We start from the raw sequence: 15,363 nt of genomic DNA, 5'->3' as shown, positions 1-15,363 counted from the left end.
TTCCCCCGCACGGGGGAGTGCGGTCGCTCGCGGGAGGGAGGTGGGTGGCGCGGGTGGGGGCGGTCCCCTCACTAGGCTGACACCCATGGCACAGCGCAGGCAGGACGGCAGCGCAGGGGATGCGGACTACGGCGCCCTCGGGTCCACCTACTCCCGCTACCGACGCCCCGACCCTCGCCTCGCCTCCGTGATCGCGCAGGCGCTCGGCGAGGCGCGCACCGTGCTCAACGTCGGCGCCGGGGCGGGCTCCTACGAGCCGACGGACCGGGAGGTCACCGCCGTCGAGCCCTCCGCCGTGATGCGGGCCCAGCGCCCCGCCCACCTGGCCCCGGCCGTGGACGCGACCGCCGAGCAGCTGCCCTTCGCCGACGACTCCTTCGACGCCGCCATGACCACCTTCAGCGTCCACCAATGGCAGGACCTTCCTGCGGGCCTGGCGGAGCTCCGACGCGTGACGCGCGGCCCGGTCGTGATCCTCACCTGCGACCCGAGCCGCGTCGAGGAGTTCTGGGTGCGGGAGTACGCGCCGGAGGTGCTCGAGGTCGAGGCGCGCCGCTACCCGTCGCCGGACGCGCTCGCCGACGGGCTCGGCGGCAGCGTCTCGATCAGCACCGTGCTCATCCCGCAGGGCTGCACCGACGGCTTCACCGAGGCCTACTTCGGACGGCCCGAGCACCTGCTGGATCTCGAGGCGCAGCGCGCCTGCTCCGCCTGGTCCCTGGTGGAGCCCGCGGTGATCGACCGCTTCACCCGGGAGCTCGCCGGGCACCTGCTCGACGGGACCTGGGACGCCCGTCATGGCGCGCTGCGCACCCTGCCGTGCTACGAGGGGTCCCTCGTGCTGCTCGTCGCCGAGCCCTGAACCGTGCTCGCCCCGCTCAGTCCCCGAGGATCGCGCCGCGGGAGGCGGACTTCACGAGCTTCACGTACTTGCCCAGCACGCCCTTGGTGAACTTCGGCGGCAGCGGCTCCCAGCCCTCCCGGCGCACGGCGAGCTCCGCCTCGTCGACCAGCAGGTCGAGCGTGCCCGCGCCGACGTCCAGACGGATCCGGTCCCCGTCGCGCACGAAGGCGATCGGCCCGCCGTCCAACGCCTCCGGAGCGATGTGGCCGACGCACAGGCCCGTCGTCCCGCCGGAGAAGCGGCCGTCCGTCATCAGCAGCACGTCCTTGCCGAGCCCGGCGCCCTTGATCGCGCCGGTGATCGCGAGCATCTCGCGCATGCCCGGCCCGCCCTTCGGGCCCTCGTAGCGGATCACCACCACGTCGCCGTGGTCGATCGTGCCGTCGTTCAGCGCGTCCAGCGCCTGCTGCTCCCGCTCGAACACGCGCGCGGTCCCCTCGAAGACGTCCTCCTCGAAGCCCGCGGACTTCACCACCGCGCCCTCGGGGGCGAGCGAGCCGTGCAGGATCGTGATCCCGCCGGTCGGGGCGATCGGCGCGGACGCCGGGCGCAGCACGGTCCCGTCGGCCGGGCGGGGCGAGAGGACCTCGAGGTTCTCGCCGATCGTGCGGCCGGTGACGGTCAGGCAGTCCCCGTCCAGCAGGCCCTCGTCCAGCAGCGTCTTCATCACCACCTGGATGCCGCCCACGTGGTCGACGTCGTTCATGACGTAGCGGCCGTAGGGCTTGAGGTCCGCGAGGTGCGGCACCTTCGCGCCGATCCGGGCGAAGTCCTCGAGGGTGAGGTCCACGCCCGCCTCGTGCGCGATGGCGAGCAGGTGCAGCACCGCGTTGGTCGAGCCGCCGAAGGCCTGCACCACGCTGATCGCGTTCTCGAAAGCGGCCTTGGTCATGATGTCGGAGGTCGTGATGCCCTGCCTCAGCATCCCCACCACGGCCTCGCCCGCACGGCGCGCGTCGGCGTCGCGGCGCCGATCGGCCGACGGGGGAGTGGCCGAGCCGGGGATCGACATACCGATCGCCTCGGCGACCGTCGCCATGGTGTTCGCGGTGTAGAAGCCGCCGCAGGCTCCCTCGCCGGGGCAGATGGAGCGCTCGATCCGGCCCACGTCCTCCCGGCTCATCAGCCCGCGGGCGCAAGCGCCGACGGCCTCGAAGCCGTCGATGATCGTCACGTCCTTCTCGGTGCCATCGGAGAGCGAGGCGCGGCCGGGCATGATCGTTCCCGCGTAGACGAAGACGCTCGCGAGGTCGAGCCGCGCCGCGGCCATCAGCATCCCCGGCAGGGACTTGTCGCAGCCGGCCAGCAGCACGGAGCCGTCGAGCCGCTCGGCGAGCATCACCGTCTCGACGCTGTCGGCGATGATGTCGCGGGAGACGAGGGAGTAGTGCATGCCCTCGTGCCCCATCGAGATCCCGTCGGAGACCGAGATGGTGCCGAACTGGAGCGGGTATCCGCCGCCGGAGTGCACGCCCTCCTTCGCGGCACGGGCGAGCCGGTCCAGCGACAGGTTGCAGGGGGTGATCTCGTTCCAGGAGCTCGCGATGCCGATCTGGGGCTTGTCCCAGTCCGCATCGCCCATCCCCACCGCGCGCAGCATGCCGCGGGAGGTGGTGGCGGAGAGGCCGTCGGTGACCGTGCGGCTGCGCGGCTTGATGTCCGGGGCGCGGCGGTCGGCGGGGGAGGGAGCGGCAGGGGCGGCGTCGTCAGCGGTCATGGCCCGACCTTAGGACTCCGCGCCGCCGATGTACACGGGCGGCGGGGCGGTCAGAGCACCCGGGGGCGGCTCTCCTCCTCGCCGAGGCGGGTGAGGCGGCTGAGCTGCGTGACGTGCTGGGGGCCGAGATCGGCGAGGGTGGGGACCTGCAGCAGCTTCATGGTCTGCTCGACCTGGCTCGCGAGGATCTCGATGGTGCGGTCCACGCCTTCCTTGCCGCCGGCCATGAGCCCGTAGAGGTAGGCGCGGCCGATCATCGTGAAGTCGGCGCCGAGCGCGATCGCGGCGACGATGTCGGCACCGCTGCGGATGCCGGTGTCCAGGATGATCTCGACGTCCTTGCCGATCTCGCGGGACACCTCGGGCAGAAGATGGAAGGGCACGGGGGCGCGGTCCAGCTGGCGGCCGCCGTGGTTGGAGAGCACGACCGCGTCGACGCCGAGGTCGGCGAGCTTCTTCGCGTCCTCGAGGGTCTGGACCCCCTTGACCGCGAACTTCCCGGGCCACATCTTCCGGATCTCGGCGAGGTCCTCGAAGTCGATCGAGGGATCCATCGCGGAGTTCAGCAGCTCCCCGACGGTGCCGCCGGTCTCCGAGAGCGAGGCGAACTCGAGCTTCGCCGTGGTCAGGAAGTCCCACCACCACCAGGGGCGCGGGATCGCGTTGACGACGGTGCCGAGGCTGAGCTGCGGCGGGATCGAGAACCCGTTGCGGGAGTCGCGCAGCCGCGCACCGGCCACGGGGGTGTCCACCGTGAAGAAGAGGGTGTCGAAGCCCGCCTCGGCCGCGCGCTCGACCAGGCCGTAGGAGATCTCCCGCTGGCGCATCACGTAGAGCTGGAACCAGTTGCGACCCAGCGGGTTCGCCTCCTTGACGTGCTCGATCGAAGTCGTGCCCAGCGTCGAGAGGGTGAAGGGGATACCGGCCTCGCCGGCCGCCGAGGCACCTGCGATCTCGCCCTCGGTCTGCATCAGGCGGGTGAAGCCGGTGGGGGCGATGCCGAAGGGCTGCGCGGAACTTCCGCCGAGGATCTGGGTGGTGGTGTCCACCGAGGAGACGTCGTTCAGGATCGAGGGGTGGAACTCGATGTCCTCGAAGGCCTCGACGGAACGGCGCATCGAGATCTCCCGTTCGGCGGCGCCGTCGGTGTAGTCGAAGGCCGCGGCGGGAGTGCGACGCTTCGCGATCGTGCGCAGGTCCTCGATCGTGAGCGCCGAGGAGAGCCGTCGCCGCTTGGGGTCGAGGTCGATCTTCTTGAACTTCATGAGCTCGAAGAGCTCGGAGGGGCGGGGGATCTGACGCTGGACCATGGGTCCTCCTTCGTGTCGGACGGTCGTATCGGGGCGTGCGGGAGCGGGTCAGGGGGCGGGGATCATCCAGGACAGCACGTTCGACTGCAGCCCGACCAGCAGGCACAGCGCGACGAGCATGCCGAGGCTCCACCAGATCACACGGCGGAAGATCGCGGACTCCTGACCGACCAGGCCCACGGCCGTGGCCGCGATGGTGAGGTTCTGGGGGCTGATCATCTTGCCGACCACGCCGCCGGAGGTGTTCGCGGCCACCAGCAGCGCCGGGTCGAGGCCGGCCTTCTCAGCGGCGGTCTGCTGGAGCGTCGCGAACAGGGCGTTGGCGCTCGTGTCGGAGCCGGTCACCGCGGTGCCGAGCCAGCCCAGGATCGGGGAGAGGAACGCGAAGGCGGCGCCGGTGCCGGCGATCCAGGTGCCGATGGTGATCGTCTGGCCCGACTGGTTCATGACGTAGGCGAGCGCGAGCACCGCGGCGACGGTGAGGATCGACCAGCGCATCTTCACGAGGTTGGTGACGTACACGTCGACGGCGTCCCGCGCGCTGAGTCGGTAGACGAGCGCCACCACGATCCCGGTGAGCAGCAGCAGGGTGCCCGGCGAGGAGAGCCACTGCAGGGTGTACACCGTGCTGGTGGAGACCTCCCCGGCGGCGGTGAGCACCCGGCCGTCCAAGCCCGGCCAATGGATCGTCAGATCCGTCGAGGCGAGGAAGGTGTTCAGCGCGGGCACCAGCTTCGAGGCGGAGAAGACGAGGATCACCAGCAGGTAGGGGAACAGGGCCATCAGCACGCGGCCCGGGGTCAGGGCGGTGTCGGGTCGGGTGCGGGTGGCGACCGCGCCGCCGCCGGTCGCGTCCTGCGGGGCGTCGGCCTGCTCGGTCTCGCGCTCGCGACGCATGTTCGCCAGGGCGTCCTTCCCGCCGACGGGCGTCCACACGCGCAGCATGAGCACCGCGGCGCCGAGCCCGGCGAGGGAGGCGATGATGTCGGTGAGCTCGACGGAGATGAAGTTCGAGGAGACGTACTGGCTGATCGCGAAGACGAGGCCGACCACGAGCGCGAGCGGCCAGAGCTGGCGCACCCCGCGCCGTCCGTCGACCAGCAGCACCAGGAACAGCGGCACCACGGTGGCGAGGAACGGCGCCTGGTGTCCGATGATCGCGCCGATGTGCTGGTACGGGATGCCGGTGAGGTTGCCGGCGGTGATGATCGGGATCGCGATCGCGCCGAAGGCGACCGGGGCGGTGTTGGCGATGAGCACCACGGTCGCGGCGCGCATCGCCGTGAAGCCGACCGCCATCAGCATCACGCCGGTGATCGCGACGGGGGCGCCGAAGCCGGCGAGGGCCTCGAGCAGGCCGCCGAAGCAGAAGGCGATGATGATCGCCTGGACCCGGGGATCGTCGGAGATCTTGTCGATGACCAGGCGGAGGTCCTCGAAGCGTCCGCTGCGGACGGTGAGTTCGTACAGCCAGATCGCGTTGAGCACGATCCACATGATCGGGAAGAGCCCGAAGGCGAACCCCTGCGAGGCGGAGAGGGCGACGAGGTCCAGGGGCATGCCGTAGACGACCGCGGCGACGAGGCCGGCGACGGCCAGCGCCGAGAGACCTGCCCAGTGCGCCTTCCAGCGCAGCACGCCGAGGGTCACGAAGATCGTCAGCAGCGGCAGGATCGCGACGAGCGAGGACAGCATCAGGCTGCCGGCCAGCGGTGCGAGGTCTGGGGTGTACATGGGAACCTCCGAGGCACGTCAGCGGCGGTGCTGCACTGCATCGCCGTCGATGTCGTGCCTGGTGAGTCGTGAGAGGAGTGGGAGCGGGGGACCACGGTGTGGTCCGACCACATAGCGATGGTAGGGCCAGGGCGGCGGCGAGGCAAGCCCCGGGGAGTCCCGGACGGGACGGGCCCGGGGCGAGACTCGTCGAGCGCGGGCCGTCGGAGAGAGGGGCCGTGCGCGCGCGCAGAGCCGGCTGTGCTAGAACGGGCCCATGGTCGAGAACGCGCACCACTCGGAGGTCGGACCGCATCGGAGCACGGCCGGAGCCGGCGGCGCGGCCTGGGGACCCGTGTCCCGTCGCAGCACCCACGAGCTGGTGATCGACGCGATCGAGGACCAGATCATGAGCGGTGTGCTGGCCGTCGGGGACCTGCTCCCGCCCGAGCGGGAGCTCGCCTCCCGGCTGCAGGTGAGCCGCACCGGGGTGCGCGAGGCGATCCGGGTGCTCGAGGCCCACGGGGTGCTCCGCTCCGAGGTCGGCTCCGGACGCGGGGCCGGCACCTTCGTCGCCGCGCTGCCCCGCGCCGCCCTCGAGCGCTTCCTGCGACTGCACGTCGCCCTCGCGAACTTCCCCGTCCACGACGTGGTCGAGACGAGGGTCCTGCTCGAACGGGCCAGCGCCGCGCTCGCCGCGGAGCGCGCGGACGCGGAGGCGCTCGCGGAGCTCGAGGAGCTCCTGGCGAGGATGGACCGTCCCGGTGCGAGCCGCGAGGACTTCAACGACGCGGACACCGAGTTCCACGTCGCGATCGCGCGGGCCGGGGGCAATGCGCTGTTCGCGGAGATGACCGGGGCGATCCGCGCCTCGCTGCGCGCGCCGATCCTCGAGGCCTTCACCAAGGTCGAGGACTGGGACGCGATGGCCGGCATGCTCCGCGCCCAGCACCGCGAGATCCTCGACGCGCTCCGGGCGAGGGAGTCGGAGAAGGCCGCGAGACTGACCGCGGAGCACATCCGCGCAGCCGCCGCGGCCCTGCCCGACCTCCCCGGCGCCTGAGCGCCACGCCTCGCGGCGCAGGCCGGATCAGGCGCCGGGGACCGGCCGCTCGTCCACCCCGTCGTACTGCGACAGCGGACGGATCAGCGCGTTCGACGCCCGCTGCTCCATCACATGGGCCGTCCACCCGGTCACCCGCGCCGCGATGAACAGCGGCGTGAACAGCTCGGTGTCGAAGCCCATCAGGTGGTAGACGGGACCGGCGGGATAGTCGAGGTTCGGCGTGATGCCCTTGGCCTCGTCCATCGCCTGCTCGAGCCCGTCGTACAGGCCCAGGATCTCGTCGCGGCCGGTGTGGGCGATCATCGCGTCCAGCGCCCGCTTCATGGTGGGCACGCGCGAGTCGCCGTGCTTGTAGACGCGGTGGCCGAAGCCCATCACCTTCTTCTTCTGCGCGAGCGCGTCCTCCATCCAGGCCTTCGCCCGCTCCTTCGCTTCGGCGCCGGACTCCTCGGGCCGGATCCCGATCTCGTCGAAGGTGTGCATGACCGCCTCGTTCGCCCCGCCGTGCAGCGGGCCCTTGAGCGCGCCGATCGCCCCGGTCACGGCCGAGTGGAGGTCGGCGAGGGTCGAGGTGATCACGCGCGCGGTGAAGGTCGAGGCGTTGAAGGAGTGCTCGGCGTAGAGGATCAGCGAGACGCGGAAGGCGTCGACCACCTCCGGCGCCGCCTCCTCGCCGAAGGTCATCCACAGGAAGTTCTGGGAGTGGTCGAGGTCCTCGCGGGCCGGGACCGGCTCGGTCGGTCCGGCGGCGCGGCGCCGACGCTGCTCGTAGGCGATCACGGCCGGCAGCTGCGCAGTGAGCCGTTCGGCCTTGGCGAGCTCGCTCCCGGGAGAGGAGTCGTCGGCCTCGGGATCTCGTGCCCCGAGGACCGAGACGGCCGTGCGCACCGAGTCCATCGGGTGGCAGGTCGTCGGCAGCGCATCGAGGGCCTGCTTGACCGTCGGGTCGAGGTCGCGGTGGGCGCGGAAGCGTCCCTGCAGCGCGGTGAGCTCGTCCGCGTCGGGCAGCTCCCCGGTCCACAGCAGATGGGCGACCGCCTCGAAGGACTGCGTCGCGGCGAGCTGCGGGACGGGATAGCCGCGGTAGAGCAGCGAGTTGGTCTCGGGGTTCACCTTCGAGATCGCGGAGACGTCGGCGACGACGCCGTTCAGGCCCTTCCTGATCTCGGAGGTGTCGGTGGCGTGGTTCATGGGGCTCACTCCTTCGTCGACGGCGGTGTCCGGTCGGGGGCGTGCGGGTCGGTGCCGTGCGCGGCGGGGACCTCGAAGTCGAAGACCGAGGCGTCGAAGCGGCTGTAGGACTCATAGTCCACCAGTTCGTACAGGCGCGCACGCGTGAGCATCTCCGGGACACGGGATTCCTGCGTGCCGGTCTCCAGGATCGTCTCCAGCACCCGCTCGGCCGCGCCCAGCGCGGCGCGCAGCAGGGTGACCGGATAGATCACCATCGCGACGCCCGCCTCGGCGAGCTGCTCGCGGGTGAACAGCTGGGACTTCCCGAACTCGGTCATGTTCGCCAGCACCGGGACGTCCAGCGCCGCGCAGACCTGCTCGAACTCGCCGAGGTCCGCCAGCGCCTCGGGGAAGATCGCCTCGGCTCCCGCGTCCACCAGCGCCTTCATCCGGTCGATCGCGGCGGGCAGGCCGTCGGTCGCACGCAGATCGGTGCGGGCCATGACCAGGAAGCCGGGGTCGCGCCTGCCGTCGGCGGCGGCGCGGATCCGCTTGGTCGCCGTGTCGAGGTCGACCATGGTCTTGCCGTCCAGGTGCCCGCAGCGCTTGGGGTTGACCTGGTCCTCGATGTGGCAGCCCGCGAGCCCCGCGTCCTCGAGCTCCTGGATCGTGCGGGCCACGTTCATCGGCTCGCCGAAGCCGGTGTCGGCGTCGATCAGGCAGGGAAGGTCGGTGGCGCGGGCGATCTGGGCGCCGCGCGCGGCGACCTCGCTGAGGGTGGTCAGGCCGGTGTCCGGCAGGCCCAGCTCGTTCGCGATCACGGCTCCTGAGATGTACGCGCCTGGGAAGCCCTTCTCCTCGATGAGCGTCGCGGACAGCGGCGTGAACGCGCCGGGGAACGGGGCGGCCGCACCGGGGGTGAGCAGGGAGCGCAAGTCCTGGCGCTTCTGGGCGGGGGTGCGGGTCGAGGACAGCATCAGAACAGTCCCTTCGGGGCGGCCGACGGGTCGAGCACGCCGGGCGCGGCCAGGACGTTCAGGCGGTGCAGCTCCCCGGCGGGCAGCTCGGCGAGGTTCTCCGCGGCGTCGAGGAAGCGGGCGATCTCGCGCTCCTCGAGCACGCCGTCGGCGAGGCTGCGGAACTTGTCGACGTACTGCGCGCGGGCGAAGGGGCGGGCGCCCTGGGGGTGCGCATCGGCCACCGCGATCTCGTCGCGCAGCGTCGTGCCGTCGGCCAGGGTGATCACGACCTCGCCGCCGAAGGCCTTCTCGGTGAGGTCCAGGGAGTGGTAGCGGCGGGTCCACTCCGCGTCCTCCTCGGTGGTGACCTTCTGCCACAGCGCGACGGTGTCCTCGCGGGCGGCGCGCTCGGGGGCGTAGGAATCGACGTGGTGCCAGGTCCCGTCCTGCAGGGCGACCGTGAAGATGTACGGGATCGAGTGGTCGAGCGTCTCGCGGGACGCGGTCGGGTCGTACTTCTGTGGGTCGTTCGCGCCCGAGCCGATCACGAAGTGGGTGTGGTGAGAGGTGCGCAGCAGGATCGAGTCGACGTTCGCGGCGTCGGCCAGCTCGGGGTGCTCGGCATGCAGGCGCCGGGCCAGGTCGATCCAGGCCTGCGCCTGGTACTCGGCCGAGTGCTCCTTGGTGTAGGTGTCCAGGATCGAGCGCTTGGCCTCGCCGGGCCCGGGCAGCGGCACCATGTAGCGGGCGTCCGGGCCGCCCAGCAGCCAGGCGATCACCCCGTCCTCGCCCTCGTAGATCGGGACCGGGGAGGTCTGGCCGCGCATCGCGCGGTCCACCGCCTCCACGGCCATCTTCCCGGCGAAGGCGGGGGCGTGCGCCTTCCAGGTGGAGATCTCGCCCTTGCGGGACTGGCGGGTGGCAGTGGTGGTGTGCAGCGCCTGCCCGATCGCCTGGAAGATCGTCCCCGCGGGAAGGCCCAGCAGCGTGCCGATCCCGGCGGCGGCCGACGGGCCGAGGTGGGCGACGTGATCGATCTTGTGCTCGTGCAGGCAGATCGCGCGCACCAGGTCCACCTGCAGCTCGTAGCCGGTGGCGATGCCGCGCAGCAGCTCGGCGCCGGTGCGGCCGGCGTGCTCGGCGACGGCCAGCAGCGGCGGGATGTTGTCGCCGGGGTGGGAGTAGTCCGCGGCCAGGAAGGTGTCGTGGTAGTCGAGCTCGCGCACGGCGACGCCGTTGGCCCAGGCGGCCCATTCGGGGGAGGTGCGCGTCTCGAGGCCGAAGACGCTCGAGCCGGTGCCGCCGGCGGGGACGGGATGGCTGAGCGCCTGGGCGCGGGCGGAGACGATCGGGGCGCGGGCGAGGGAGGCGACGGCGACGGCGGCGTTGTCGATGACGCGGTTGATCACCATCTCGGCGACCTCGGGCTCGACCTCGGCCGGGTCGACGGCGACCTGCGCCATCTTCCAGGCCAGCTGGTCCTCGTGGGCGAGGTTCTCCTCGGAGCGGTGGACGCGGACGTCGTGGTCGATCATGCGGTGGCCTCCTGGTGGGCGGGTTCGGCGGATGCGGCGAGTGCGGTGGAGTCGGTGGGGATGCCGGCGCCCTGCAGGTGGGCGAGGGCGCGGCGGAGGTGGACGAGGGTGCTCGCCGCGGCGAGCTCGGGATCCCCCGAGGCGATCGCGCGGGCGATGTCGGCGTGCTCGCGGGCGGAGTCGGCGAGGCGGTCCGGGGAGTTGCGCGCCAGGCGTCGCAGCCGGCCCAGGTGCAGGCGGAGACCGCGCAGGGACTCGGCGAGATAGGTGTTCTGGCAGGCGGTGTCCAGCGCGGCGTCGAGCTCGCGGGTCAGGGCGTAGTAGGCGGTGGGGTCGGTGCCGGCGGCGAGGAGGCCGCGCGCCTGCGCGAAGCGGTCGGCGAGAGCGGCGAAGGCGTCGGCCCCGCCCCGCGCACCGGACGTCCCGTCGGACCGTGCGATGCGCTCCGCCGCGCGACGGGCGGCGAGGGTCTCCAGCGCGATGCGGAGGTCGAACAGCGGAGCGGTCTCCTCGAGGGAGACGGCGGTGACGACCATTCCGCGGCCCGCGGCAGGCTCGGCAAGCCCGTCGGAGACCAGTCGGGCCAGGGCCTCGCGCAGCGGGGTGCGGGACAGGCCCAGGCGCCGGGACTGCTCGACCTCGCCCAGCACGGCGCCGGGCGCGAGGGAGCCGTCGATGATCTCCTCGCGCAGCGCCGTGTAGGCGCGGTCACTGGCCCGCATGGCATGAGTGTATGCAGAGTTGCCGTCCCTGTGCGAGAGCGGCGGCTACTGCTGCGGAATCGTGTCGTCGATGTATGCACTGCGCGGGGGATGGCTCGTCGTCCGGAGCCCGGTCCGTCGGGACCGGGGAACCGGCGTGATAGCGTCCACGCGGCCCGAAACCGCCGTCGGCCCCCGCACCGGGACCCTGCTCGGCGACGCCGCCGGTCCGACGGGTGCCTGGCAGGTCCTGCCGCGCCGCCACCGCACGTCGGCGCGATCCCGGACCCGGGAGCGGGACCCACCGCCCCCCGCACCGACCCTGACCATCCTCGGGCACGCTCCGCCTCGCGGCCCCGCCGCGGGCTCCGTCGTGCCCCACCCCCGAGAGGCAACGATGAAGTTCTTCCAGCGCCTGGGCAGATCGCTGATGCTGCCCGTGGCCGTCCTCCCCGTCGCCGCGATCCTCAGCGGCATCGGCTACTGGATCCTGACCGCCACCGGGAACGACGCGAACCTCGTCGGCGTGTTCTTCCAGACCGCCGGCGGCGCGCTCCTGGACAACCTGCCGCTGCTGTTCGCGATCGGCGTCTCGCTCGGCATGGCCACCAAGCCCGACGGCACCTCCGCCCTCGCCGGCCTCGTCTCCTGGCTGGTGGTGACCACGCTCCTGTCCGCTGAGAACGTCGCCCTGTTCCAGGGCATCGACGAGGCGGAGGTGGACCTCGCCTTCTCGAACCTCGAGAACGTCTTCGTAGGCATCCTGTGCGGCCTCATCGGCGCCTGGTCCTACGACCGCTTCAAGGAGACCGAGCTGCCGGACGCCCTCGCCTTCTTCTCCGGTCGCCGCTCCGTCGCGATCGTCTCCGCCGGCCTCTCGCTCGTGCTCGCGCTCGTGCTGTTCTTCGTCTGGCCGCTGGCCTTCGGCGGGCTGGTCGCCTTCGGCGAGTTCATCCTGACGCTCGGGCCGGTGGGCGTGGGCCTCTACGGCTTCCTGAACCGCCTGCTGATCCCGCTGGGCCTGCACCACGCGCTGAACTCCGTGTTCTGGTTCGACGTGGCCGGCATCAACGACCTGGGCAACTTCCTGGACGGCTCCGGCACCTACGGCGTCACCGGCCAGTACATGACCGGCTTCTTCCCGATCATGATGTTCGGACTGCCCGGTGCGGCCCTGGCCATGTACGTCACCGCGAGGACCTCGCGGCGCAAGGTCGCCGCGGGCGTGCTCTTCTCCAGCGCCGTCGCCGCGTTCTTCGTGGGCGTGACCGAGCCGCTCGAGTTCGCGTTCATGTTCCTCGCCCCCGGCCTGTACGTGCTCCACGCGCTGTTCACCGGCATCTCCATGGCGATCAGCGCGCTGCTGCCGGTGCGGATGGGCTTCGGCTTCTCCGGCGGGTTCATCGACCTGGTCCTCGGCTGGGTGAACCCCATGGCGCAGAACCCGTGGGCGATCCCGCTGATGGGCATCTTCTGGTTCGCCGTCTACTTCCTCGCCTTCCGCTGGATCATCCTCAGGTTCGACCTGAAGACCCCCGGCCGCGACGACTCCTTCGACGGCCGGGTCGAGGGGGAGGACGCCGCGAGCGACGGCAGGTACGCCGCGACCGCGACCGCCTTCCTCGCCGCCCTCGGCGGCGCCTCGAACATCACCGACCTCGAGAACTGCGCGACGCGCCTGCGGATGGAGCTCGCGGACGTCTCCAAGGTCGACGAGGCGGCGCTGAAGCGCGCGGGCGCCGCCGGGACCATGAAGCCCGGCGGGCACTCCGTCCAGGTGATCTACGGGACCTCCGTCCAGTTCGTGAAGGACGCGATGGAGCGGATCATGAGCGGCACGGACCGGCCCGTCGCGGAGGAGGACGTCCGCGCCCTCGAGGAGCAGGACGCCGCCGAGGCGGGAGGCGGGAGCGCCACCGCGCTGCGGGCCTCCTCCCTCGTGCGCCTGCGCCGGCCCGTCGAGGGCACCTCGGTGCCGCTCGACCAGGTGCCGGACCCGACCTTCGCCCAGGGGGTCATGGGTCCCGGCATCGCGATCGAGCCGAGCGACGGGCTCGTGCTCGCCCCGGCCGAGGGCACCGTCGCCCACGTGTTCCCCACCGGTCACGCCGTCGCGCTGACCCTCGAGGACGGCGTCGAGGTGCTGATCCATGTGGGCCTGGACACCGTGGAGATGAAGGGGCACGGCTTCGAGACTCTCGTCGCGACCGGTGATCGCGTCGTCGCCGGCACGCCGCTGCTGCGCGCCGACCTCGCCGCGATCCGTGCGGCCGGGCACCCGACCGTGACCCCGGTGATCGTGATGAACGATCCCGGCGCCCGCATCGAGCTGGTCTGAGCCGATCTCGCCATGACGGCCGTCGCCCCGTCACCGGGGCGGCGGCCGTCGTCGTGGCAGACGCGTGGTCCCGTCCCGTCAGGAGCGGGGGCGCGAGGCGCCGAAGGCCCGGTCGGTCTCGGTCGGGTCGAGCACCGCGGCCGGGTGCGGCCCGGCCGCGAGCCAGGCTGCGCGCCAGTCCTCGACCGCCGGGGAGGCGAGCGCCCCGCCGGCCAGCAGCACCATGTTCCCGTCGGCCGGGCGGGTCAGCAGCTGCGCGTCGGTGAGCGTCCACACCCCCGTCACGCCCACCTCCGCCGCGGCGGCCTCGAGCTCCCGCACCTGCGCGGCGAGGAAGAGCTGCCCCGCGTCGTCGCCGACGTTCACCATCAGCAGCCCGTCGGCCCCCAGGCGGGAGAGGGCTTCGCGGTAGAACGCGGCCTCGGCGAGATGGGCGGGGGAGTCCTGGCCGGAGAAGACGTCGAGCACGATCACGTCGAACTCCCGCTCCCCGAGCGCGGCGAGCTCCTCGCGCGCGTCCCCGATGACCACCTCGAGCTCCGTGCCCTCCGCCAGCGGCAGCGCGGTGGTGACGAGGGTGGGCAGCTCCCGCTCGATCTCGATCACCAGCTGCGCGGAGCCGGGCCTGGTCGCCTGCACGTAGCGGACCAGGGTCAGCGCCCCGCCGCCGAGGTGCGCGATGCGCAGCGGCGCCCCGGCTGGCCGCACCTGGTCCAGCACGTTGCCCATCCGGCGCAGGTATTCGTGGACGAGCCGCGTCGGATCCTCGAGGTCCACGTGGGACTGCTCCACGCCGCCGATCAGGAGGGTCCAGCCGCCCACCACCTCGTCGGCGACGATCCAGGCCGGCTGGTCCGAGAAGGACAGCTGCGCGCTGCGGGGCGCGCCGGGGGAGAAGGGCGTTGCGGAGGTCGGGGGCGCGTTCATGGGGCCATTGTGCCGAGGACGGGTACCCGGAGCGCGTGCCCACCTCCTGACGGGCACACGCACAGTGGCGTCATGACCGCTCTGGACATCCTGGACCTCCCCACCGGCCCCGTCGCACTGCACCGCGCGCGCGAGGCGGACCTGCCCGAGCTCGTCGCCCTGCTCGCCGACGACGTGCTGGGCCGGGAGCGGGAGGCCCCGGAGCTCGGCCCCTATCGCCGGGCCTTCGCGGCGATCGACCAGGATCCCGCGCATCTCCTGCTCGCGGCGCGCGACGAGGCGGGCGCGCTGCTCGCCACGCTGCAGCTCACCCTGCTGCCGTCCCTCTCCCGCGGAGGGTCGCTGCGCCTGCAGATCGAGTCGGTGCGCGTGGCCGCCGACGCGCGGGGGAGCGGCCTCGGGTCCGCGCTGATGCAGTGGGTCCATGGCTGGGGGCGCGAGCGCGGCGCCGCGCTCACCCAGCTCACCACCGATGCGGCTCGCACGGACGCCCACCGCTTCTACACGCGGCTCGGGTACGCCCAGAGCCACCTCGGGTTCAAGCTCCCGCTCTGAGCCGGCTCCCGCCCAGTCCCTGCTCCGAGCCCGGCACCGGCCCCGCTCCCACCCGACTCCCGCCGCGCTCCCGCCCGGCGACCGCCCGGTCGTCGAAGTCGTCGCGGAACCGCCGCGAGTTGCCTAGGGTGGGCCCATCACGGCGATGTGACGCAGGCTACAGGAGGGTCCGATGCCGATCTACGAGTTCCGCTGCCAGAGCGCGCACGAGTACGAGCGCTCGGTGCCCATCAGCGCCCGCGACGAGGACCTCCTCTGCCCCGACTGCGGTGCGCCGGCCCGTCGTCGGATGAGCGCCCCGCGCCTCGGCCGGCTCGGCTCGACCGCCGGACAGCTGCTGGACCGCGCCGCGAGCAGCGCCCACGAACCCGCCGTCGTCGACCGCGTCCCCGGGGCCAGCCCCGCCGCGACCCGCACCTCGACGGACCCGCGCCACGCGCGGCTGCCGCGTCCCTGAGACCGGCC

At 72.4% G+C, this 15,363-nt stretch carries 13 protein-coding genes; 5 read left to right on the top strand and 8 right to left on the bottom strand.

The window, feature by feature from the left end; translation table 11 throughout:
- The first annotated feature begins 85 nt into the window (after positions 1-85).
- Positions 86-862, top strand: a complete 777-nt coding sequence (locus Y09_RS15990; RefSeq protein WP_053918860.1) for a class I SAM-dependent methyltransferase — start codon at positions 86-88, stop codon at positions 860-862.
- Between the two features lie 16 nt (positions 863-878).
- Here the strand turns inward: Y09_RS15990 and ilvD are convergent, their stop codons facing one another.
- Genes ilvD through Y09_RS15975 form a run of 3 tightly spaced genes read right to left on the bottom strand, consistent with a single transcriptional unit; the run spans position 879 to position 5,665 of the window.
- Positions 879-2,621 (bottom strand): dihydroxy-acid dehydratase, encoded by a 1,743-nt coding sequence (gene ilvD / locus Y09_RS15985; RefSeq protein ID WP_053918859.1) that lies wholly within the window; start codon positions 2,619-2,621, stop codon positions 879-881.
- 50 nt (positions 2,622-2,671) lie between these two features.
- Complete coding sequence (locus tag Y09_RS15980) at positions 2,672-3,931, bottom strand: alpha-hydroxy acid oxidase (RefSeq protein ID WP_053918858.1); 1,260 nt, start codon at positions 3,929-3,931, stop codon at positions 2,672-2,674.
- Positions 3,932-3,979: 48 nt separating this feature from the next.
- Positions 3,980-5,665, bottom strand: a complete 1,686-nt coding sequence (locus Y09_RS15975; protein WP_053918857.1) for an L-lactate permease — start codon at positions 5,663-5,665, stop codon at positions 3,980-3,982.
- A gap of 256 nt (positions 5,666-5,921) precedes the next feature.
- Between Y09_RS15975 and Y09_RS15970 the strand changes: the two genes are divergently transcribed.
- Positions 5,922-6,707: a FadR/GntR family transcriptional regulator gene (locus tag Y09_RS15970; protein WP_053918856.1), complete on the top strand. Its 786-nt coding sequence runs from the start codon at positions 5,922-5,924 to the stop codon at positions 6,705-6,707.
- 27 nt (positions 6,708-6,734) lie between these two features.
- Here the strand turns inward: Y09_RS15970 and Y09_RS15965 are convergent, their stop codons facing one another.
- The 4 genes from Y09_RS15965 to Y09_RS15950 are packed head-to-tail and all read right to left on the bottom strand — an operon-like array spanning position 6,735 to position 11,099.
- Positions 6,735-7,901, bottom strand: a complete 1,167-nt coding sequence (locus Y09_RS15965) for a bifunctional 2-methylcitrate synthase/citrate synthase (RefSeq protein WP_053918855.1) — start codon at positions 7,899-7,901, stop codon at positions 6,735-6,737.
- Between the two features lie 5 nt (positions 7,902-7,906).
- Positions 7,907-8,860, bottom strand: a complete 954-nt coding sequence (gene prpB / locus Y09_RS15960) for a methylisocitrate lyase (RefSeq protein WP_053918854.1) — start codon at positions 8,858-8,860, stop codon at positions 7,907-7,909.
- Positions 8,860-10,377, bottom strand: a complete 1,518-nt coding sequence (locus Y09_RS15955; RefSeq protein ID WP_053918853.1) for an MmgE/PrpD family protein — start codon at positions 10,375-10,377, stop codon at positions 8,860-8,862. Before Y09_RS15955 ends, prpB begins: the two co-directional genes overlap by 1 nt.
- Positions 10,374-11,099, bottom strand: a complete 726-nt coding sequence (locus tag Y09_RS15950) for a GntR family transcriptional regulator (RefSeq protein ID WP_053918852.1) — start codon at positions 11,097-11,099, stop codon at positions 10,374-10,376. Before Y09_RS15950 ends, Y09_RS15955 begins: the two co-directional genes overlap by 4 nt.
- Before the next feature lie 376 nt (positions 11,100-11,475).
- Here Y09_RS15950 and nagE point away from each other — a divergent pair, with 376 nt between their 5' ends.
- Positions 11,476-13,416 (top strand): N-acetylglucosamine-specific PTS transporter subunit IIBC, encoded by a 1,941-nt coding sequence (gene nagE / locus Y09_RS15945; RefSeq protein ID WP_053918851.1) that lies wholly within the window; start codon positions 11,476-11,478, stop codon positions 13,414-13,416.
- Positions 13,417-13,494: 78 nt separating this feature from the next.
- On the opposite strand, the gene Y09_RS15940 is transcribed toward nagE, so the two are convergent.
- Positions 13,495-14,343, bottom strand: coding sequence for a spermidine synthase (locus Y09_RS15940; RefSeq protein WP_053918850.1), 849 nt, complete (start codon positions 14,341-14,343; stop codon positions 13,495-13,497).
- 72 nt (positions 14,344-14,415) lie between these two features.
- On the opposite strand from Y09_RS15940, the gene Y09_RS15935 reads away from it, so the two are divergent.
- Positions 14,416-14,898, top strand: a complete 483-nt coding sequence (locus tag Y09_RS15935) for a GNAT family N-acetyltransferase (protein ID WP_053918849.1) — start codon at positions 14,416-14,418, stop codon at positions 14,896-14,898.
- Positions 14,899-15,070: 172 nt separating this feature from the next.
- Positions 15,071-15,355 carry an FmdB family zinc ribbon protein gene (locus Y09_RS15930; RefSeq protein ID WP_053918848.1) on the top strand — a complete coding sequence of 95 codons (285 nt, stop codon included), beginning with the start codon at positions 15,071-15,073 and terminating at the stop codon, positions 15,353-15,355.
- The last annotated feature ends 8 nt before the right edge of the window (positions 15,356-15,363 follow it).

It is taken from the genome of Brachybacterium sp. SW0106-09, assembly GCF_001293905.1.
Classification (GTDB): domain Bacteria; phylum Actinomycetota; class Actinomycetes; order Actinomycetales; family Dermabacteraceae; genus Brachybacterium; species Brachybacterium conglomeratum.
Note: the sequence above shows the minus strand (reverse complement) of the source record. Positions and strands in the feature narration are given on the sequence as shown.